At 64.2% G+C, this 18,481-nt stretch carries 19 protein-coding genes; 11 read left to right on the top strand and 8 right to left on the bottom strand.

Features of this window, described 5'->3' with window-relative positions:
- Nucleotides 1-8: 8 nt before the first annotated feature.
- The 8 genes from soxC (at nt 9) to MU516_RS12250 (ending at nt 6,339) form a co-directional block, all read left to right on the top strand.
- Nucleotides 9-1,280 (top strand): sulfite dehydrogenase, encoded by a 1,272-nt coding sequence (soxC, locus tag MU516_RS12285; RefSeq protein ID WP_260277495.1) that lies wholly within the window; start codon nt 9-11, stop codon nt 1,278-1,280.
- A complete protein-coding gene (locus MU516_RS12280) occupies nt 1,264-2,394 on the top strand; it encodes a c-type cytochrome (protein WP_260277494.1) in 1,131 nt (376 codons plus the stop codon). Before soxC ends, MU516_RS12280 begins: the two co-directional genes overlap by 17 nt.
- Nucleotides 2,395-2,469: 75 nt before the next feature.
- Entirely contained in the window at nt 2,470-3,441 is a 972-nt protein-coding gene (meaB, locus tag MU516_RS12275) for a methylmalonyl Co-A mutase-associated GTPase MeaB (RefSeq protein WP_260277493.1), read from the top strand.
- A 67-nt stretch (nt 3,442-3,508) separates the two neighbouring features.
- Nucleotides 3,509-4,555 carry a bifunctional transcriptional activator/DNA repair enzyme AdaA gene (locus MU516_RS12270; protein WP_260277491.1) on the top strand — a complete coding sequence of 349 codons (1,047 nt, stop codon included), beginning with the start codon at nt 3,509-3,511 and terminating at the stop codon, nt 4,553-4,555.
- A gap of 185 nt (nt 4,556-4,740) precedes the next feature.
- Complete coding sequence (gene rpmB, locus MU516_RS12265; protein WP_260277490.1) at nt 4,741-5,040, top strand: 50S ribosomal protein L28; 300 nt, start codon at nt 4,741-4,743, stop codon at nt 5,038-5,040.
- A 115-nt stretch (nt 5,041-5,155) separates the two neighbouring features.
- A complete protein-coding gene (gene cutA / locus MU516_RS12260) occupies nt 5,156-5,461 on the top strand; it encodes a divalent-cation tolerance protein CutA (protein ID WP_260277489.1) in 306 nt (101 codons plus the stop codon).
- A 31-nt stretch (nt 5,462-5,492) separates the two neighbouring features.
- On the top strand, nt 5,493-5,810 hold the full coding sequence (locus tag MU516_RS12255; RefSeq protein WP_260277488.1) for a hypothetical protein: 318 nt from the start codon (nt 5,493-5,495) through the stop codon (nt 5,808-5,810).
- A 49-nt stretch (nt 5,811-5,859) separates the two neighbouring features.
- Nucleotides 5,860-6,339 (top strand): copper chaperone PCu(A)C, encoded by a 480-nt coding sequence (locus MU516_RS12250; protein ID WP_260277487.1) that lies wholly within the window; start codon nt 5,860-5,862, stop codon nt 6,337-6,339.
- 39 nt (nt 6,340-6,378) lie between these two features.
- Here the strand turns inward: MU516_RS12250 and MU516_RS12245 are convergent, their stop codons facing one another.
- Entirely contained in the window at nt 6,379-7,023 is a 645-nt protein-coding gene (locus MU516_RS12245) for an arylesterase (RefSeq protein WP_260277486.1), read from the bottom strand.
- Entirely contained in the window at nt 7,020-9,434 is a 2,415-nt protein-coding gene (locus MU516_RS12240) for a heavy metal translocating P-type ATPase (RefSeq protein WP_260277485.1), read from the bottom strand. The genes MU516_RS12245 and MU516_RS12240 overlap by 4 nt, the downstream gene beginning before the upstream one ends.
- A gap of 425 nt (nt 9,435-9,859) precedes the next feature.
- Between MU516_RS12240 and MU516_RS12235 the strand changes: the two genes are divergently transcribed.
- The 3 genes from MU516_RS12235 to yghX all read left to right on the top strand — a co-directional run bounded on the left by MU516_RS12235 (nt 9,860) and on the right by yghX (nt 12,496).
- On the top strand, nt 9,860-10,432 hold the full coding sequence (locus MU516_RS12235; RefSeq protein ID WP_260277484.1) for a L,D-transpeptidase: 573 nt from the start codon (nt 9,860-9,862) through the stop codon (nt 10,430-10,432).
- A gap of 2 nt (nt 10,433-10,434) precedes the next feature.
- Nucleotides 10,435-11,487, top strand: a complete 1,053-nt coding sequence (mnmH, locus tag MU516_RS12230; protein WP_260277483.1) for a tRNA 2-selenouridine(34) synthase MnmH — start codon at nt 10,435-10,437, stop codon at nt 11,485-11,487.
- A 121-nt stretch (nt 11,488-11,608) separates the two neighbouring features.
- Nucleotides 11,609-12,496, top strand: a complete 888-nt coding sequence (gene yghX, locus MU516_RS12225; RefSeq protein WP_260277482.1) for a YghX family hydrolase — start codon at nt 11,609-11,611, stop codon at nt 12,494-12,496.
- Here the strand turns inward: yghX and MU516_RS12220 are convergent.
- The 6 genes from MU516_RS12220 to MU516_RS12195 form a co-directional block, all read right to left on the bottom strand.
- Complete coding sequence (locus tag MU516_RS12220) at nt 12,484-13,293, bottom strand: purine-nucleoside phosphorylase (protein WP_260277481.1); 810 nt, start codon at nt 13,291-13,293, stop codon at nt 12,484-12,486. The two genes, yghX and MU516_RS12220, sit on opposite strands and share 13 nt — an antisense overlap.
- Nucleotides 13,277-14,242 (bottom strand): ABC transporter permease, encoded by a 966-nt coding sequence (locus tag MU516_RS12215; RefSeq protein WP_260277480.1) that lies wholly within the window; start codon nt 14,240-14,242, stop codon nt 13,277-13,279. Before MU516_RS12215 ends, MU516_RS12220 begins: the two co-directional genes overlap by 17 nt.
- Nucleotides 14,242-15,339 (bottom strand): ABC transporter permease, encoded by a 1,098-nt coding sequence (locus MU516_RS12210; protein WP_209055806.1) that lies wholly within the window; start codon nt 15,337-15,339, stop codon nt 14,242-14,244. The genes MU516_RS12215 and MU516_RS12210 overlap by 1 nt, the downstream gene beginning before the upstream one ends.
- A complete protein-coding gene (locus tag MU516_RS12205; RefSeq protein WP_260277479.1) occupies nt 15,339-16,988 on the bottom strand; it encodes an ABC transporter ATP-binding protein in 1,650 nt (549 codons plus the stop codon). The genes MU516_RS12210 and MU516_RS12205 overlap by 1 nt, the downstream gene beginning before the upstream one ends.
- A complete protein-coding gene (locus MU516_RS12200) occupies nt 16,989-17,978 on the bottom strand; it encodes a BMP family lipoprotein (protein WP_260277478.1) in 990 nt (329 codons plus the stop codon).
- Between the two features lie 79 nt (nt 17,979-18,057).
- Entirely contained in the window at nt 18,058-18,480 is a 423-nt protein-coding gene (locus MU516_RS12195) for a GNAT family N-acetyltransferase (RefSeq protein ID WP_260277476.1), read from the bottom strand.
- Nucleotide 18,481 lies beyond the last annotated feature (1 nt).

Genomic DNA, 18,481 nt, shown 5'->3' with positions numbered 1-18,481 from the left:
CCACTCACATGGCCGGAAAATCTGTCACGACCAGCCGCCGCGGCATTCTGCGGGCGGGGCTGGCGGCTGGTGTCGCATTGCCTGCCGCCGCCCTGTCTGCCCGCGCGCAAGGCGGACCCGATCCGCTGATCACCGAAGTTCAGGACTGGGCCCGCTATACCGGCGAGGGCGTCGATGAGACGCCTTATGGCCTGCCGATCCGCTTCGAATCCGATGTGGTGCGCCGCAACGTGCCATGGCTGACCGCCGATCCGATCAGCTCGATCAATTTCACGCCGATCCACGCGCTGGACGGCACGATCACCCCGGCCGGCTGCGCGTTCGAGCGTCACCATTCCGGGGCAATTGAACTGGCCAAGCCCGATTACCGGCTGATGGTCAACGGGCTTGTCGATCGCCCGCTGGTCTTCACCTATGAGGATCTGGAGCGTTTCCCGCGGCACTCGGGTGTCTATTTCTGCGAATGTGCGGCCAATACCGGCATGGAATGGGCTGGCGCGCAGTTGAACGGTTCGCAGTTCACTCACGGCATGATCCACAACATGGAATATGTCGGCATCCCACTGAAGACTCTGTTGGATGAGGCCGGCGTCAAGCCCGAAGGGAAATGGATCTATGTCGAGGGGGCCGATGCCAGCTCGAACGGCCGTTCGATCCCGATCGAGAAGGCGCTGGACGATTGCATGGTGGCCTTCAAGGCGAACGGCGAGGCGCTTCGCAAGGAACATGGCTATCCTGCGCGGCTGGTCGTGCCCGGCTGGGAAGGCAACCTGTGGGTCAAGTGGCTGCGTCGCATCGAGGTGACGGACGGGCCGGTGGAAAGCCGCGAAGAGACCAGCAAATACACTGACACTCTGGCCGATGGAACCAGCCGCAAGTGGACCTGGGTGATGGATGCGAAGTCGGTCGTCACCGCACCCAGCCCGCAGGTGCCGATCCGGCATGGCAACGGGCCGCTGGTGATCACCGGGCTGGCCTGGTCGGGCAGGGGTGCGATCACGCGCGTCGATGTGTCGGTCGATGGCGGCAAGACCTGGAAGACGGCCCGGCTGGCCGCGCCGGGGCAGCCGATGCAGATGACGCGGTTCTGGCTGGATCACGACTGGCAGGGCGAAGAGATGCTGCTGCAGTCGCGCGCGATGGACGACACAGGCTATGTGCAGCCGACCAAGTCGGCGCTGCGAGCGATCCGCGGCGAGAACTCGGTCTATCACAACAATGCCATTCAGACCTGGTGGATCAAGCAAGACGGGAGCGCGGAAAATGTCGAAGTTTCTTAAGGCCGTGGCGCTTGGCGTGATAACGTCCGGTCCGGCGCTGGCACAGGATGATGCAGGTCGGCTTGGACTTGGCCGCGAGGCCCTGCCCGAAGAAATCGCCGCATGGGATGTCAAGATCATGCCCGACGGGCGCGGTTTGCCCGAAGGGTCGGGCGATGTCATGACCGGCGAGGAAAAATACCTTGAACATTGCGCCGCGTGCCATGGCGACTTTGCCGAGGGGCTGGGAAACTGGCCCAAGCTGGCAGGCGGCGAGGACACGCTGGATCGAAAGGATCCGGTTAAGACGGTGGGCAGCTACTGGCCGCATCTTTCGACCGTCTGGGATTATGTCCACCGCTCGATGCCCTTCGGGCAGGCGCAGATCCTGACCCCCGACGACACCTATGCGATCACCGCCTATATCCTTTATTCGAACTATCTGGTCGAGGATGACTTCGTGCTGTCCCGGGACAATTTCCTGGATGTCGCGATGCCCAACGCGGATGGCTTCATCGTCGATGACCGCGAAGAAACGGAATACCCCGAATTCAGCGGCGAACCCTGCATGGAAAACTGCAAGGACAGCGTCGAGATCACCATGCATGCCTCGGTTCTGGATGTGACGCCCAACGATCCGGATGACGGCGATGGCGGCGAAGAATCGGTCCAGGAGAACTCGGAAGATCCGCCGGCGGATAACGCCCCGGTCGAGGACGCCTCTGCCGAGCAGGCGACCGAAGCTGCTGCCGGGGGCGAAACCGCCGACGCTGCGGCAGGCGAAGGCGACGAACAGGCGGCGGCGACCGAACCCGACCCGGAACTGGTCGCGGCGGGCGAAAACGTGTTCAAGAAATGCAAGGCCTGCCACCAGGTCGGCGAAGGCGCGAAGAACCGCGTCGGCCCGATGCTGAACGGCGTCGTCGATCGTCAGGTGGGCGCCGTCGATGACTACAAGTATTCGGCGGCCATGCAGGAAGCGGCTGAGGGCGGCATGGTCTGGGACGACGAGACGCTGCATGGCTATCTGGCCGACCCCAAGGGCTTTCTTCCCAAGAACAAGATGGCGTTCGCGGGGCTGAAGAAGACCGAGGACATCGACGCCGTGATCGCCTATCTGCGTGCACATCCGTAAGGCTTGGCATTTCGCCGCCATGCAAATATCCACGATGATACGGAGACATCCGGTCTTCGTTTCCGTTGGGGACGCATGGACGAATTGCTTGAACCGCTGATCAGGGGTGACCGGCGCGCGTTGTCCCGCGCGATCACCCTGATCGAATCGACGCGACCCGATCATCGCGAACGGGCCATCGCCTTGTTGTCCGCGCTGCCTGATCGTCAGGCGTTGCGGATCGGGCTGTCGGGTACGCCTGGCGTCGGCAAGTCGACCTTTATCGAGGCGTTCGGAACCATGTTGACCGAACGCGGCCTGCGGGTCGCGGTGCTGGCTGTCGATCCGTCCTCGACCCGCTCGGGCGGTTCGATCCTGGGTGACAAGACCCGGATGGAGACGTTGTCGCGCAATCCTGCCGCCTTCATCCGGCCGACCCCGTCCAACGCCCAGCTTGGCGGCGTCGCGCGGCGCACGCGCGAGGCGATCCGGCTGTGCGAGGCGGCAGGGTTCGACGTGGTGCTGATCGAGACCGTCGGGGTCGGGCAGTCCGAAACGCTGGTCGCCGAGATGTCGGATCTGTTCGTGTTGCTGCTGGCACCAGCCGGGGGCGACGAATTGCAGGGCGTCAAGCGCGGCATCATGGAAATGGCCGACCTGATCCTTGTGAACAAGGCCGATGGCGTCCTGTTGCCGACCGCGCGCCGCACCGTGGCCGATTATGCCGGGGCCCTGCGCCTGCTGCGCAAGCGACCTCAGGATCCGGACGGGTTTCCCAAGGCCGTGGCGGTGTCGGCTGCGACCGGACACGGTCTGGAAAGCGCGTGGGACGACATGACGACGCTGACCGATTGGCGGCGCGAACATGGGCATTTCGACGGCAACCGCGCCGCGCAGGCGCGTCACTGGTTCATGGCCGAACTGCGCGCCGGATTGCTGGCACGGCTGGACGAGGCTGATGCGAAGGCACGGCTTGGCAGGCTGGGCGACGCAGTGGCAGCGGGCGAGATGGCACCGGGCGAGGCGGCATCGCGAATGCTGGAAGACTTGTCGCGTCGGGTGGATTAGACGCCCGATTTCGCGCCCCATCCTGGCAGCGAATCGGCTAGAAAAGGGCATGAACAAGGATTCCGCCATGCTTGATTTGCCGCCGCCCGATACGCTTTACGACGCGCTGCTTGCGCGTGATCCGGCCTATGAGGGACGCGCGCTTGTCGGCGTGACGACAACCGGCATTTTTTGCCGCCTGACCTGCCCGGCGCGCAAGCCCCGCCCCGAGAACTGTCGCTGGTTCGCAGACGCGACACAGGCGCGCGCGGCGGGATTTCGCCCCTGCCTGCGCTGCCGTCCTATCGGGGCGACCGCGGAGGGAGAGGCGCTTGTCATGCGACTGATGGCGGATCTGAAGGATGATCCCGGCCGCCGCTGGTCCGAGGCCGATCTGATCGGCATCGGGCTGGATCCGTCTACGGTGCGACGGGCGTTTCAAAGGCATTTCGGACAAAGCTTTCTGCAGATGGCGCGGGCGGCGCGGCTGCGGCACGGAATGCGGACACTGACAAAGGGGGCGGCGATGATCGAGGCACAGCTTGACGCGGGGTTTGATTCGGCCAGCGGGTTTCGGACCGCGTTCGCCCGACTGTTCGGCCACCCGCCGCATCGAATGCGGGGCGGCGGCGATCTTCGTGCCGACTGGATCGACACGCCACTTGGCGGCATGATCGCGATCGCAGACGATGAGGCGCTGCATCTGTTGGAGTTCATCGACCGCAAGGCGTTGCCGGAAGGGCTGCGAAAGCTGTCTGGCCTTGTTGGCGGGCGCGTGGGTCTGGGGCGCAGCGCGGTGATAGACCAGGTCGAGGGTCAGCTTCGCGCCTATTTCTCAGGCGATCTTTCGCGTTTCTCGATCCCCGTTCATTTGCACGGGACGGAGTTTCAGCGTCAGGTGTGGCGCGCCCTGCAGGATATTCCGGCCGGTCAGACCCGAAGCTATGGCCAACTTGCAGAGCAGATCGCACAGCCGTCCGCGACACGCGCCGTGGCACGCGCCAATGCGACGAACCGAATCGCGCTGGTCGTGCCGTGTCATCGCGTCATCGGCGCGGATGGCAGCATGACGGGGTATGCTGGTGGATTGTGGCGCAAGGAGAAACTGATCGAGGCCGAACGTCGCTATGCCTGACCTGTGGCAGGCGTCTGGAGGGCCTCCGACCCCCTGATTTGCGGCAATTCCCGGTTGACGCGGATCGTCGCGCGCTGTAATCACCCGCGAACGGATTTTCGGGCGCTGCGACGCGGCGCCCTTTCACATTGGGTCGGACCCGTCTGCAGGGGACGCCCGCCAAGTTGAGACGAAGGATAAACACCATGTCGCGCGTCTGCGAACTGACCGGCAAAGGCCCGATGACCGGTAACAATGTCAGCCACGCCAACAACAGGACCCGTCGCCGGTTCCTGCCGAACCTGAATGACGTGACGCTGACCTCGGAAAAGATGGGTCGCAGCTATTCGTTGCGCATCTCGGCTTCCGCGCTACGCTCGGTCGATCACCGTGGCGGCCTGGACGAGTTTCTGGCCAAGTCGAAAGACACCGATCTGTCGGCCCGCGCGCTGAAGATCAAGCGCGAGATCGCCAAGAAAGAAGGCCCGGCCGAACTTCAGGCCTGATCCTTGCGAATTGACGCCTAGGTCTGCCCCGCTTCGGCGGGGCTTTCGCGTATGTCCTGACCTCTTGTCGTCCTTCTGTTCTGGCCTTTATGGATGGCATCAAGGGGGTGAACGAATGCTGCATCTTGAAACGACCTGTCCCGACTCCGCGGTGGCGAAAGACATCGCCCGCGCGGCGCTGCAAAGGCGGCTGGCGGCTTGCGCGCAGATCCAGCCAGAGATCGTTAGCCTGTTCCACTGGCAGGGTGCGATCGAGGACGAAACAGAGATACGGTTGATCTTCAAGACCCATGAGGGGCGGCGCGACGCGCTGATCACGCTGATCCGGGACATGCATCCCTATGACCTGCCGGTGATCACCTGGCACCTTGTTGCGACCACACCGGATGCGACAGAATGGCTTCTGGAAGAAACACGGTGACTGCGCCATTCTGTCACGCATGAACCCGGCGTTGAGAATTTGCCTGATCCTTGGCCTCATGTTGACCGGCATCGGGCTGGGTGCGGCGCGCGGCACGGTTAAGATCGGTGGACAGATGATCCTGTGCACCGGCGAAGGGATCGTCATCAGCGTCGGCGCGGATGGCCGGCCTGACGGACGGGCACATGTGTGCCCTGACATGGCGCTGGCGATGATGGCCGCGGCGGTGTCGCCGGACCCGCCCCCGGCGCCGTCGCCACGGGCGAGGCTCGTTCAGGCGTTTCAGCCCGCGACCACTATGCCCGCGCGTCAGGCGCCGCCCGCCGCCGCGCGCGATCCTCCAGTGTGATTGTCATTCATCATTACAGTCTGACAACACGAAATTCAGGAAGATCAACATGAAGTCCATATATCTTGCCGCGGTCGCGGCGCTGATTCCCTTTGCCGCAGCCGCCCATGACGGGGTCGAAGTGCAGGACGCATATGCCCGCAGCGCAAATCCCGTCACCGGTGCAGCGTTCATGGTTCTCAGCAACCACGCGGATCGCGATTGCCGCCTTTCCGGGGCGTCCTCGGACGTGGCCGAGCGGGTCGAACTGCATACGCACCGAGAAGTTGACGGCGTGATGAAGATGACCGAGGTCGACGAGGGATTTCCGATCCCTGCCAATGGCACGCACGAACTGGCGCGCGGCGGCGATCACGTCATGTTCCTTGGCCTGAAATCGCCGCTTGAGGATGGCCAGACGATTCCGCTGACGCTGGATTTCGGCGATTGCGGAACCGAACAGGTCGAGGTGCCGGTGGACAACCAGCGCACGCCCGAGCACGGCAAGGCAATGCATAAGATGGGCGACATGGAAAAAGCCGACCATTGATCTTGGCGTTGCGCCGCGCCTGAAAGGCGCGGCGCAATTTCAGCGTGTGATTCGTGACAGAAGCTGGGCGACCTTGGGGCCAAGATCCTCGACGATCAGATCTACTGCCTTGGCCGTGGGATGGATCCCATCGGACTGGATCATCTCGGGCTGGCGTTCGAGCGGTAGTACGATCAGCGGCGCATAAAGGTTTTCCAGCAGCAGCGCATCGTGGCGTTCGGCCAGTCGCGGCCACAACTGCGCCCAGGCCCGCTGCTTGGCTGGCGGGTCGGTCGGGCGCGCCATGATGCCGACCAGCAGGACCGGACGACCGTCCGCCCCCGCGCGGGTCAGGATCGCATCCAGGTTCGACTCGGCCGTCTCGGGCTGAATCTCCAGCAGGATGTCGTTCCCGCCAAGCTCGACCATTACCGCGTCCGCCTGATCCAGCAGTTCAGGGGTAAGCCGGGCCAGTCCGCCCGCAGTCGTGTCGCCGGGTAGGCTGGCATTGTCGATCCGGGCCTGGATGCCATGCCGGTCCAGCCAGCGCGACAGCACCGGAACAAGCTGGTCATCGGGTGCAAGCCCATCGCCTGCGGCCAGGCTGTCGCCCAGGATCAACAGGCGCGGCGCCTCTTGCGCGGGGGCAGGCACGGCCAGAACGCTCAGGGCCGCCAGTGTCAGGAATAGTCGTCTTCCGATCACGTCGCTCTCCTCAGTCTCAGGGCATTGCCGACAACGAACACCGATGACAGCGCCATCGCCCCGGCGCCCAGCATCGGCGACAATGCCGGGCCACCGAAGGGCACCAGAACCCCCATTGCGACCGGGATCAAGGCGATATTGTAGGCAAAAGCCCAGAACAGGTTCTGCCGGATATTGCGCATCACCGCGCGGGCCAACCGGATCGCGCGAACCACACCAGAGGTATCGCCCGACATCAGCACCGCGTCCGCCGATTCGATGGCGATGTCGGTCCCGCTGCCAATGGCGATGCCGGTGCCCGCCGCGGCCAGCGCGGGCGCGTCATTGATTCCGTCGCCGACGAAGATCGTTCGTGGCCCCATCCTTTCGATCGCCTCAAGCTTGTCATCGGGCCGCAGCCCGCCTTGCGCCTCGACCATGCCCAGACGACGCGCAACCGTATCAGCCGTGGCCTGCAAGTCGCCCGACAGCATTGCGCAGCGCAGACCCATGTGGCCCAGTTCCGCGATCGTTTGCGCGGCCTCGGGACGTTCGGGGTCGGCAAGCAGGAAGCAGGCCCGGTGGACACCGTCGATTGCCAGATGTGCGGGCGTGCCCCCATCGGCTGCGGCGCGATCGGCCGCGTCAACAAGCGCCGGGTCGGCGGGCACGCCAGCCTCTCTCAGCGCATCGAGATTGCCGATCAGCAGGTCGCGGCCATCGGCGCGCGCGGTCAGGCCGCGCCCTGCGGTGGTCTTCGCAAGCTGTGCGTCGGGAAGATCCAGCCCTCTGACCGTGGCCGCGGACATGATCGCCGCCGCCAGCGGATGTTCCGATCGCGCCTCGGCCGCCGCAGCCAACCGTAATGCGTCATTTTCGGATATTCCGGCCGTCACGATGCGTGTCAGCGTCGGGCGGCCAAGGGTCAGCGTGCCGGTCTTGTCGAAGGCGATCCGGTCGGCTTCGGCCATCCTTTGCAGTGCTTCGCCGCGCCGGAACAGAACGCCCAGCTCTGCTCCGCGACCTGTTCCGACCATGATTGACACCGGCACCGCCAGTCCCATCGCGCAGGGGCAGGCGATGATCAGGACCGCGACGCCTGCGACCACGGCCTCGGCCAGTCCCGGCCCGAACGCCAGCCACAAGGCGAAGGCCAGCGCTGCCAGCGACATCACGGCCGGCACGAAGATCCGTGTGATCCGATCCACCAGCGCCTGCACCGGCAGCTTGGCGGCCTGAGCGGTTTCGACCATCGCGACGATGCGCGACAGGGCCGTATCCTTGCCGGTCGCGGTCACGCGATAGGTCAGCGCCGACATTCCGTTCACCGTGCCGCCGGTGACGGGATCGCCCGGCGCCTTTTCAGCGGGCACAGGCTCTCCGGTCAGCATCGATTCGTCGATATGGCCATGCCCCTCGGTGATCTGGCCATCGACGGCGACGCGTTCTCCGGGCGCTAGCCGGACCAGATCGCCAGGCAGCAGGTTGGACACGGCCACCTGCATGTCGCGTCCGTCACGAATAAGCGTGGCCTGATCGGGCGCAAGTTCGACAAGGCGCTTGATCGCCTCGCCCGCCTGTCCCTTCGCCCGTGCTTCCAGCCACCGGCCCATCAGGATCAGCGTGACGATGACCGCTGCTGCCTCGAAATAGACGTGGCGAGAGGCAGCGGGCACGAACTGCGGCGCAAGCGTCACGACCGAGGAGAACAGAAAGGCCGCCCCGGCCCCCAGCGCCACAAGGCTGTTCATCTCGGGCCTGCCACGCAACAGCGCGGGCACACCGATCGTGAAGAAGCGCCGTCCCGGCACCGCAAGGACGACCGCCGTCAGCAGCATCTCTGCAAGCCACAGCGGTGTCGTCCCGGCCAGACCCATGAGCCAGCGATGAAATCCCGGGAATACATGCCCGCCCATTTCCGCAATGAAGACCGGCAGGGTCAGCATCAGCGCCAGGTGGAAATCATCTCGCAGTGTCAGGGCTTCGTCCCGGTGCGCGTCAGGGGTGGTGCGACCATCGGGGGGCTTGGCCGCGTAGCCCGACCGGGTCACAGTTTGCACCAGTTCCGCGGGATCCAGTCCGGGCGCGTGTGTGACGCTGGCCGAATTCGTCAACAAATTGACACTGGCCGAGACGACATCGGGCCGCGCGCTTAGTGCATGCTGCACACGATTGGCGCATGATGCGCAACTCATCCCCGCGACATCCAGCGTGGTCGTTGTCAGTTCGGGCGGATAGCCGGCTTGCGTCAGCACGGCGTCGATCTGCGGCAGGGTCGTGCCGTCAAGTCGCATATGCGCGCGTTTGGTCACGGGGCTTACCGCGATGTCTTGCAAGCCACCAAGGCCCTTCAGCGCGCGTTCGACCCGGCCTGCGCACGAGGCGCAGTTGATGCCGGGTATGGCAAGGTCAATATTGGTATGGGTGGTCATGTCCGTTTCCCCAGATCATGCGGTTATAGGTCGGCATGGTCGGGAAAACAGGAGGTGCTTGGGGACTGCGGGGGACAACTTTCGGGATCTGGATGCGTGGCGCGGCTTCGTCCATCGTAGATGGGTCGGGATACCGGATCGGGCGCGCGACTGCGGGACGCGCATCGACATGGCAGCGGCAGGACCGATCGCCCCGCCCACGGCAAATATGCGCCGCACGCCGCGTGGCGCGGCGGGCTCTGCCGTCCTGACAGCAGGCAGAAGCGTGGCGTCTAGCGTGTCTCATCAATCAACAGTTGTGATCGGCGATGGCGCCGGTCAAGTCGAAATATGTCAAATACGGCCTCTTGAGTTGCAAGCTGGCCACTCTCTCCTGTATTTTGCTGGCAATGCAGAAGACATACAGGCTTGAGGACAACCAAACCATGAACCGCCGTCAAATGATCGCGCTTTCGTTGCCGCTGATCGTCGCCCCGTCGCTGGCGATGTCGCAGGCCGCGCAAGTGACCCCCGCCGCCGCCGAGGCCCGCGACCCCTATGCCCCGACCGAGGTTTCGATCCGCAATGATTTCGAAGTCGGCAGCATCGTCGTGGTCAGCAAGGACTTCTTCCTCTACCACGTCATCGCGCCGGGCAGGGCTGTCCGCTATGGCGTGGCGGTCGGCAAGAACGAACTGGTCTGGAAGGGCAAGGCACGCATCGGCCGCAAGGTCGAATGGCCAAGCTGGACGCCGACCCAGGACATGATCAAGCGCAATCCCGGCCAATACGCCAAGTGGGAAAACGGCATGCCGGGTGGGCCAAGCAACCCCTTGGGCGCGCGCGCGCTGTATCTTTACAACGACAAGGGGCAGGACACCGCGATCCGCATCCACGGCACGACGGATCCCGGATCTATCGGGCGCGCGGTCAGCAATGGCTGCATCAGGATGCGCAACGAGGCCGTGATGAGCCTGTTCGATCAGGTCCCCGTGGGCACGCCCGTCTACGTCTACTGATCTTGACCATTCGTCCGACCTGCGTCGCGGACCCCGCCTTTGCGGGGTTCGACGACATCATTGATGTCCGTTCACCACAGGAATTCGCCGAGGATCACCTGCCGGGCGCGATCAACCTGCCGGTGCTGGACGACCAGGAGCGCGCGCAGGTTGGCACGATCTACAAGCAATCCTCGCCCTTCGACGCACGCAAGATCGGCGCCGCCCTGGTCGCCGCGAACGCCGCGCGGCATATCGCAGGGGCATTGGCAGATCGCGGCGGTGGCTGGAAAGCACTGATCTATTGCTGGCGCGGCGGGCAGCGTTCGGGCAGCTTTGCGACCATACTGGGACAGATCGGCTGGCGCGTGGACCGCATCGAAGGCGGCTACAAGACATGGCGCAAGCTGGTGGTGGATCGTGTGCAGAACGGCCCCGTTGCCGCGCCGGTCGTTGTGCTGGACGGGAACACCGGCAGCGCCAAGACCGCGATCCTGCAGCGATTGACGGCGCGCGGGGCACAATGCATCGACCTCGAGGGGATGGCGCGCCATCGCGGCAGCCTTTTCGGGGCCATGCCGGGCGGGCAACCCAGCCAGAAGATGTTCGAGGGTCACCTTGCGGCGCAGCTTGAAGGGCTGGACCCAGCGCGTCCTGTGTTCGTCGAGGCCGAAAGCAGCCGGATCGGGGACATCACGATTCCGAAGGCGCTGTGGCAGGCGATCTGCGCGGCCCCCCGGATCAGGCTGCAGGTACCCGTCGAGGCACGCGCGGCCTATTCAGCCCGTGACTATGCAGATCTGGTGGCCGATCCGGACCGCTTGGCCGAGATCCTTGCATCGCTTGCGCCGCTGCATCCGGCAGAACGGATTCTGGCATGGCAGAAGATGGCGTCGTCCGGCATGTGGCAGGCGCTGGCAGAAGGTCTGATGCGCGATCATTATGATCCCAGATATCTCAAGCACCGCTTGCGATATGCCGAACGCGAGAAAGCCGTCGTGGCACTGAGCGATCTGCGGGATCTGGAAGCAGCGACCGGGCAGGTCGAAGCCGCGCTGACCGATCTGGCCCGCTGATCAAGGGGACTGGACGGCTGGTCCTGTCCCTTGGGTCGGCGCATGAAGCAGGTCGCCGGTTTGTGATCCGGTTTGGCGACGGTTCGGGGGTAGTCTTGGGCCAGCAAACTGGGAGAAGCCGATGCCTCGAATGACAGCGAAAGACTTCCCGCAAGAGCTGCTGGATTTGTACGATTTCTATGCACATGGCCGCATCACCAAGCGCCAGTTCCTGGATCGTGCCACGAAGTTCACCGTCGGCACGGTAACGGCAGCGGTGCTTCTGGACATGCTGAGCCCTGATTATGCGCTGGCCGAGCAGGTCAGCTTCAACGATCCTGACATTCTGCCGGAATACATCACCTATCCGTCGCCCGAAGGCCACGGCGAGGTGCGTGGCTATCTGGCGCGGCCCTCCACTGCCGAGGGCAGGCTGCCTGCGGTTCTGGTGATCCACGAGAATCGCGGCCTCAATCCGTATATCGAGGATGTGGCGCGCAGGCTTGCCAAGGCGGGATACATGGCGCTGGCGCCGGATGGGCTGACGTCGGTCGGCGGCTATCCGGGCAATGACGCCGAGGGGCGCGAACTGCAGCAGCAGGTCGATCCGGAAAAGCTGATGAACGATTTCTTCGCGGGCGCGCAACACCTGCTGACGCGCGAGGATTCGACCGGCAAGGTCGGCTGCGTCGGCTTTTGCTACGGTGGCGGGGTCTGCAATGCGCTGGCGGTCGCCTATCCGGAGCTCTCTGCCTCGGTGCCCTTCTATGGACGGCAGGCGCCGGTCGAGGACGTCCCGAAGATCGAGGTTCCTCTGCTGCTGCATTTCGCTGGTCTGGACGAGCGGATCAACGAGGGTTGGCCAGCCTACGAAGAGGCGTTGAAAGCCGCCGGCAAGACCTATGAGGCGCATATCTATGAGGGCGTGAACCACGGTTTCCACAACGATTCGACGCCACGCTATGATCAGGCGGCGGCGGAACTTGCCTGGCAGCGCACGCTGGACTGGTTCGGACGTTACCTGACCTGAGCGTCGCGCAGGAAACGGCGCAGCACCGCTTCCAGTTTCGATGCGCCGATCGGTGCCATGGCCTTTGTGTGGTCATGGCTGATCGATTCATCGGACAGCCCGGCGCCCATGTTGGTGATCACCGATATGGCGGCGCAGCGAAGCCCCAGAAACCGGCCAAGGATGATTTCCGGCACGGTGGACATGCCGACGGCGTCGGCGCCAAGTGTCCGGGCGGCGCGAATTTCGGCTGGCGTCTCGAAGCTGGGCCCCGAGAACCAGCAATAGACGCCTTCGGGCAGATCGATGCCCTCGGCCTGCGCCGCGGCGCTGAGGGCGTCGCGCATCTGTGTGTCGTGGGCGTCTGTCATCGGCACGAAGCGGGCGTCGGTCGCCTCACCGATGAGCGGGTTCGTTCCTGCGAAGGCGATGTGATCGTCCAGCAGCATCAGCCCGCCGGGCGGTATGTCGGGGCGCAGCGATCCGGCGGCGTTGGTCAGGATCAGCTTCTTGGTTCCCAGCGCCGCCAGCGTTTCCAGCGGCAGCCGCATCGCGTCGGCGCGCCCGGATTCGTAATAATGCGACCGTCCGCCAAAAACTGCGACGCGCCGACCTTCCAGTTCGCCGATCACAAGCTGGGGCACATGGCCCGACACGCCGGCATGGGGAAATCCCGGCAATTCGTCATAGGGAATGGCCGTGCCATCGACATGCGCCGAAAGATGGCCAAGGCCCGAACCAAGGATCAGCCCGTATTCCGGGGCCATGTCGCCCGCCCTGTCGCGGATCAGGGTGGCAAGATCAGCGCTCTTTGACATAGGGTTCTCCGCCCGCGCGTGGCGGGATGGCGCGGCCCACGAAACCGGCAAGGATGATCACGGTCAGGATATAGGGCAACGCGTTCATGAACATCGACGGCACCGTGACGATGCCCAGATCAAGGTTGGGATAGCGGTTGGCGATCGCCTCCAAAAGGCCGAACAGGAAGGTCGCGAACAGCGCGTTCCACGGTCGCCACTTTGCGAAGATCAGCGCGGCCAAGGCAATGAAGCCTCGCCCGGCGGTCATTTCCTTGACGAAGCCAGCCGACAGCCCGGTGGCCAGATAGGCGCCAGCCAGCCCGCAAAGGATGCCCGCCAGGGCAATGGCGGCGAAACGCAGCCGCGTGACCGACACGCCGGCGGTATCGACCGATGCCGGGTTCTCGCCGACCGCGCGCAGCCGCAGGCCGAAGCGGGTGCGGAACAGCACCCACCATGTCAACGGCACCAGGGCAAAGGCGACATAGACCAGGATCGTATGGCCCGAGATCAGTTCCGAATAGATCGGCCCCAAGATCGGCACGTCACGCAGCGCATCCGCGAAGGGCAGCGTGACCTCGTTGAACCTGCCGCCATCGGTCAGGGCTGGCGTCCGTCCGCCCAGCCCGAAGATCTTGATCCCCAGAAGCACCGTCATGCCCGACGCAAGGAAATTGATCGCGACGCCCGAGATCAGCTGATTGCCCCGGAAGGTGATCGAGGCAAGGCCATGGATCAGCGACAGTGCCATCGACCCGGCGATGCCGGCCAGCAGTCCAAGCCACGCGCTGCCGGTCACGAAGGCGACCGAGGCCGAGGTGAACGCAGCCATCAGCATCTTGCCTTCCAGCCCGATATCGAAGACGCCCGAGCGCTCGGAATACAGCCCCGCCAGACAGGCCAGCAGCAAGGGCGTCATCAACCGCACGGCACTGTCGAGGATCTGGATGATCGTGGCGAAATCCATCACGCATCCCCCCGCTTGCGCATCGCCAGGAACAGCCGTTCAAGCGGCATGCGCACCATGTTGTCCAGCGCGCCGGTGAAAAGGATGACCAGCGCCTGAATGACGATGATCAGTTCGCGCGGAATGCTGGTCCACAGTGCAAGCTCGCCCCCGCCCTGATACAGGAAGCCGAACAACAGCGCGGCAAGGAACACCCCGAACGGGTGGTTGCGGCCCATCAGCGCCACAGCGATGCCGATGAAACCGGCGCCCTCGACCGCGTTCAGGACCAGACGTTCGGATTCGCCCATGACGTTGTTGATGGCCATCAGGCCCGCCAGCCCGCCAGAGATCAGCATCGCGATCACTGTGATCCTGACCGGAGAGATGCCGGCATACATCGCGGCGGGCTCGGAACGTCCGAACGCCCGGATCTCATATCCCAGTCGGGTGCGCCAGATCAGCAGCCAGACCAGCACGCAGGCCACGATGGCGATGAAGAAGGTGATGTTGACCGGGGTGTTGCGGCCCCACTCCATCCCCAAAGCGGCGGCCATGTCGGTCAGCGCCGGCAAATGCGTGCCTTCGGGAAAGCGGGCCGAGGCCGGGTCCATGCTGCCCACTGGTCGCAGCAGGTTGACCAGAACATAGTTCAGCAGCGCGGCGGCGATGAAGTTGAACATGATCGTGGTGATCACGATATGGCTGCCCCGCTTTGCCTGCAGATAGGCCGGGATCAGCGCCCATGCCGCACCGAACAGCGCCGCCCCCACCATCGCGGCAGGCAGGGCGATCCCCCAATGCGGCCATGGCAGCGCCAGGCAGACCAGCGCCACGCCCAGCCCGCCGACCATTGCCTGACCCTCGCCGCCGATATTGAACAGGCTGGCATGATAGGCCACCGCCACGGCAAGCCCGGTGAAGATGAAATTCGTGGTGTAGTACAGTGTGAAGCCCCAGCCATAGCTGGAGCCAAGGGCCCCATCCACCATGGTCTTCAGGGCCATGGTCGGGCTTTCCCCGATGGCCAGGATGACCAGCGCAGAGATGATCATGGCAAGCAGCAAGGAGATCAGCGGAGTCAGGATCACGTCCGCCCATTTCGGCATCTTGTCCATCAGCGGGGCTCCTTGGGCTGTTCATCGACATGGGCATGCGCTGGCGGAATGCCGTCCTCGGCGTCGTGGTGGTCGGTATCCGTGACGCCCGCCATCAGCAGGCCCAGTTCCCCGGTCGTGGTCTGATCGGGCAGCCGTTCGCCCATGATGCGGCCGTCAAATATGACCGCCACGCGATCCGACAAGGACAGGATCTCGTCCAGTTCCACACTGACCAGCAGCACAGCCTTGCCGGAATCGCGCAGTTCCACGATGCGCTTGTGGATGAATTCGATCGCCCCGATATCGACGCCGCGCGTCGGCTGACCGACCAGCAGCAGGTCCGGGTTCCGCTCTATCTCGCGGGCCACGACGATCTTTTGCTGGTTCCCGCCGGAAAAATTGCGCGCCGCAAGATTCGGGTTGCGGGGGCGGACATCGAAATGTTCCATCTTCCGTTCGGCATCGCGACGGATGGCGGCGTTGTCCATCAACAGGCCGCGATTATATTCCGGCGCGTGATGATATCCAAAGGCGACGTTCTCCCAGGCGGCGAAATCCATGATCAGCCCTTCGGACTGGCGATCTTCGGGGACGTGGCCGATACCACGCGCGCGGCGCGTCGCGGCATCGGATTTCGTTCCCGTCAGGTCCAGCTCTTGCCCGTTCATGCGAATGCTGCCGCTGACCTTCGCACCTTTTTCCGGAAAGCCGCCCAGCAATTCCAGCAACTGGGTCTGGCCGTTGCCCGAGACGCCCGCGATGCCTAGAATCTCGCCGGCGCGGATATCGAAGCTGACCCCGCGCAGGCGTTCGACGCCCTCGTCATCGACCAGTTTCAGGTCGCGGACCTCCAGAACCGGGGCGCCGGGTTGGGGCGGTGCTTTCTCGACATTCAGCAGGACCTTGCGGCCTACCATCAGCTCGGCCAGTTCCTCGGGGCTGGTTCCGTCCGTCTCGACCGAGGCGACCATCTGACCGCGTCGCATCACGCTGACGCTGTCGGTGATCTCCATGATCTCGCGCAACTTGTGGGTGATCAGGATGATCGTCTTGCCTTCAGCCTTCAGTCCTTCAAGGATGCGGAACAGGTGATCGGCCTCGGCTGGGGTCAGCACGCCGGTCGGCTCGTCCAGGATCAGGATATCGGCCTGACGATACAGCGCCTTCAGGATCTCGACCCGCTGCTGGTGGCCCACGGACAATTCATCGATCGTTTCGTCGGGATCGACGTTAAGCTGATATTCCTGTGCCAGCTGCTTCAAGACGCCGCGCGCCTTGGTCAGCGACGGTCGCAGAAGCCCCCCGTCCTCGGCCCCGAGAATGATGTTCTCCAGCACGGTGAAGTTCTGGACCAGCTTGAAATGCTGGAAGACCATGCCGATGCCCGCACGGATCGCGGTCTGGCTGTCCGCGATCGTGATCGGCTGGCCGTTCACCAGTATCTCGCCGCGATCTGGCTTGTAGAAGCCATACAGGATCGACATCAGCGTGGATTTTCCGGCGCCGTTCTCGCCGATGATGCCGTGTATCGTGCCTTTCCTGACGCGAAGGTCGATGTCCTTGTTTGCCTGAACCGGGCCGAACGCCTTCGAGATTCCGCGAAGTTCGATGGCATAGGGGGCAGCCGTATCCGGCCGCCCCCCTGTCTGTTGCGCCGCCGCGGCCATTTACTGGACCGGGCAGGTGTTGTCGGTCATGTAGTCGTGGACCTCGATCGCGCCCGACTCGATTCCGGCCCGGGCTTCGTCGATGGCGGCCTGCATCTCGGGCGTCACCAGATCCTTGTTCGCATCGTCCACGGCGATGTCCACACCACCCGCGGCAAGATCCATGACCTTCACGCCGGGGACCATGTCGGTGCCTGCCACGAAGGCATCGTAAACAGCATTGTCCACCCGCTTGACCATCGAGGTCAGCATGCTGCCGGGATGCAGGTGGTTCTGGTTGCTGTCCACGCCGACGCCCAGCTTGCCGGCGTCCGCGACGGCCTGAAGCACGCCGATCCCAGTGCCGCCCGCCGCGGCATAGACCACGTCGGCGCCCTGGCTGATCTGCGCCTTGGCAAGCTCGCCGCCTTTTACCGGATCATTCCATGCCGCCGGGGTTGTGCCGGTATAGTTGATCAGAACCTTGCCCTCGGGCTTGGTGGCCTTGAACCCTTGGGCATAGCCGCATTCGAACTTGTGGATCAGCGGGATGTCCATGCCGCCGATGAAGCCGACGATATCTGTCTGCGATGCCATCCCGGCCATCACACCGGCAAGGTAGCTGCCTTCCTCTTCGGTGAAGACGACCGACTGCACATTGGGCTGATCGACCACCATGTCGATGATTGCAAAACGCGTGTCTGGATAATCAGGGGCGATCTTGTTCAGAACGTCGCCAAACGCAAACCCGGTCATCACGATCGGGTTCGCGCCCGTCTCGGCCAGCCGGCGCAGCGCCTGTTCGCGCTGTGCCTCGGACTGCATTTCCAGTTCCTTGTAGCTGCCGCCCGTCTCCTCGACCCACCGGGTCGCGCCTGCATATGCCGCCTCGTTGAAGGATTTGTCGAACTTGCCGCCAAGATCGTAGATCAGTGCCGGGTCCGCCATGGCGGCGCCGGAGGCAAGGGTTGTCAGCGCGCAGCCGGCCATCAGCGATTTCATCAAGGTCATGCTATGTCTCATCCTGTTGTCGCGGACGATTCAAGCCGCCCGCCTGATCGCCCGATTAGGGCGCATCGCCCACAGGGGGTCAACCGTCTTCTTGGTGATCCTGAAGGCGAATCCGCATCACCAGCGCGTCGGTTCGCGGTCCGAAATAGCGGCGTCTGCGACCGACCTCGGTCCAGCCCAGCCCTTCATACAGCGCGCGGGCGGGGTGATTGTCCTCGGCGACCTCCAGAAAAGCGACATCGGCACCCCGAGCGCGTGACGTGGCGGCAAATTGCAGCGTCAGCTCGCGACCTAGGCCATGCCGACGCGCGTCGGGTGCCACGGCAAGCGTCAGCAACTCGCCCTCGCCGGCAATTACGCGTCCCAGAAGGAACGCCGCCGGCCTCAGCAGAAGAAACGCGCCGTGACTTTTCAGGGATCCCGCAAACTCGGGCGCGCTCCAGGGTGGGGGTGCATCCGTGAAGCAACTGGCATGCAGCGCGGCAAGTTCGTCGGGCGTCATT

The organism is Paracoccus maritimus (assembly GCF_025195095.1).
Taxonomy (GTDB): Bacteria; Pseudomonadota; Alphaproteobacteria; order Rhodobacterales; family Rhodobacteraceae; genus Paracoccus; species Paracoccus maritimus.
Note: the sequence above shows the minus strand (reverse complement) of the source record. Positions and strands in the feature narration are given on the sequence as shown.

Bases quoted from the DNA above. Each gene is read 5' to 3' on its own strand.
- MU516_RS12205 (WP_260277479.1), bottom strand. From the start codon at position 16,988: ATGGCCGCGGCGGCGCAACAGACAGGGGGGCGGCCGGATACGGCTGCC.
- MU516_RS12250 (WP_260277487.1), top strand. From the start codon at position 5,860: ATGAAGTCCATATATCTTGCCGCGGTCGCGGCGCTGATTCCCTTTGCC.
- MU516_RS12235 (WP_260277484.1), top strand. From the start codon at position 9,860: ATGAACCGCCGTCAAATGATCGCGCTTTCGTTGCCGCTGATCGTCGCC.
- soxC (WP_260277495.1), top strand. From the start codon at position 9: ATGGCCGGAAAATCTGTCACGACCAGCCGCCGCGGCATTCTGCGGGCG.
- MU516_RS12215 (WP_260277480.1), bottom strand. From the start codon at position 14,242: ATGGATTTCGCCACGATCATCCAGATCCTCGACAGTGCCGTGCGGTTG.
- MU516_RS12240 (WP_260277485.1), bottom strand. From the start codon at position 9,434: ATGACCACCCATACCAATATTGACCTTGCCATACCCGGCATCAACTGC.
- yghX (WP_260277482.1), top strand. From the start codon at position 11,609: ATGCCTCGAATGACAGCGAAAGACTTCCCGCAAGAGCTGCTGGATTTG.
- MU516_RS12220 (WP_260277481.1), bottom strand. From the start codon at position 13,293: ATGTCAAAGAGCGCTGATCTTGCCACCCTGATCCGCGACAGGGCGGGC.
- MU516_RS12210 (WP_209055806.1), bottom strand. From the start codon at position 15,339: ATGGACAAGATGCCGAAATGGGCGGACGTGATCCTGACTCCGCTGATC.
- meaB (WP_260277493.1), top strand. From the start codon at position 2,470: ATGGACGAATTGCTTGAACCGCTGATCAGGGGTGACCGGCGCGCGTTG.
- cutA (WP_260277489.1), top strand. From the start codon at position 5,156: ATGCTGCATCTTGAAACGACCTGTCCCGACTCCGCGGTGGCGAAAGAC.
- MU516_RS12200 (WP_260277478.1), bottom strand. From the start codon at position 17,978: ATGACCTTGATGAAATCGCTGATGGCCGGCTGCGCGCTGACAACCCTT.
- MU516_RS12195 (WP_260277476.1), bottom strand. From the start codon at position 18,480: ATGACGCCCGACGAACTTGCCGCGCTGCATGCCAGTTGCTTCACGGAT.
- MU516_RS12270 (WP_260277491.1), top strand. From the start codon at position 3,509: ATGCTTGATTTGCCGCCGCCCGATACGCTTTACGACGCGCTGCTTGCG.
- rpmB (WP_260277490.1), top strand. From the start codon at position 4,741: ATGTCGCGCGTCTGCGAACTGACCGGCAAAGGCCCGATGACCGGTAAC.
- MU516_RS12280 (WP_260277494.1), top strand. From the start codon at position 1,264: ATGTCGAAGTTTCTTAAGGCCGTGGCGCTTGGCGTGATAACGTCCGGT.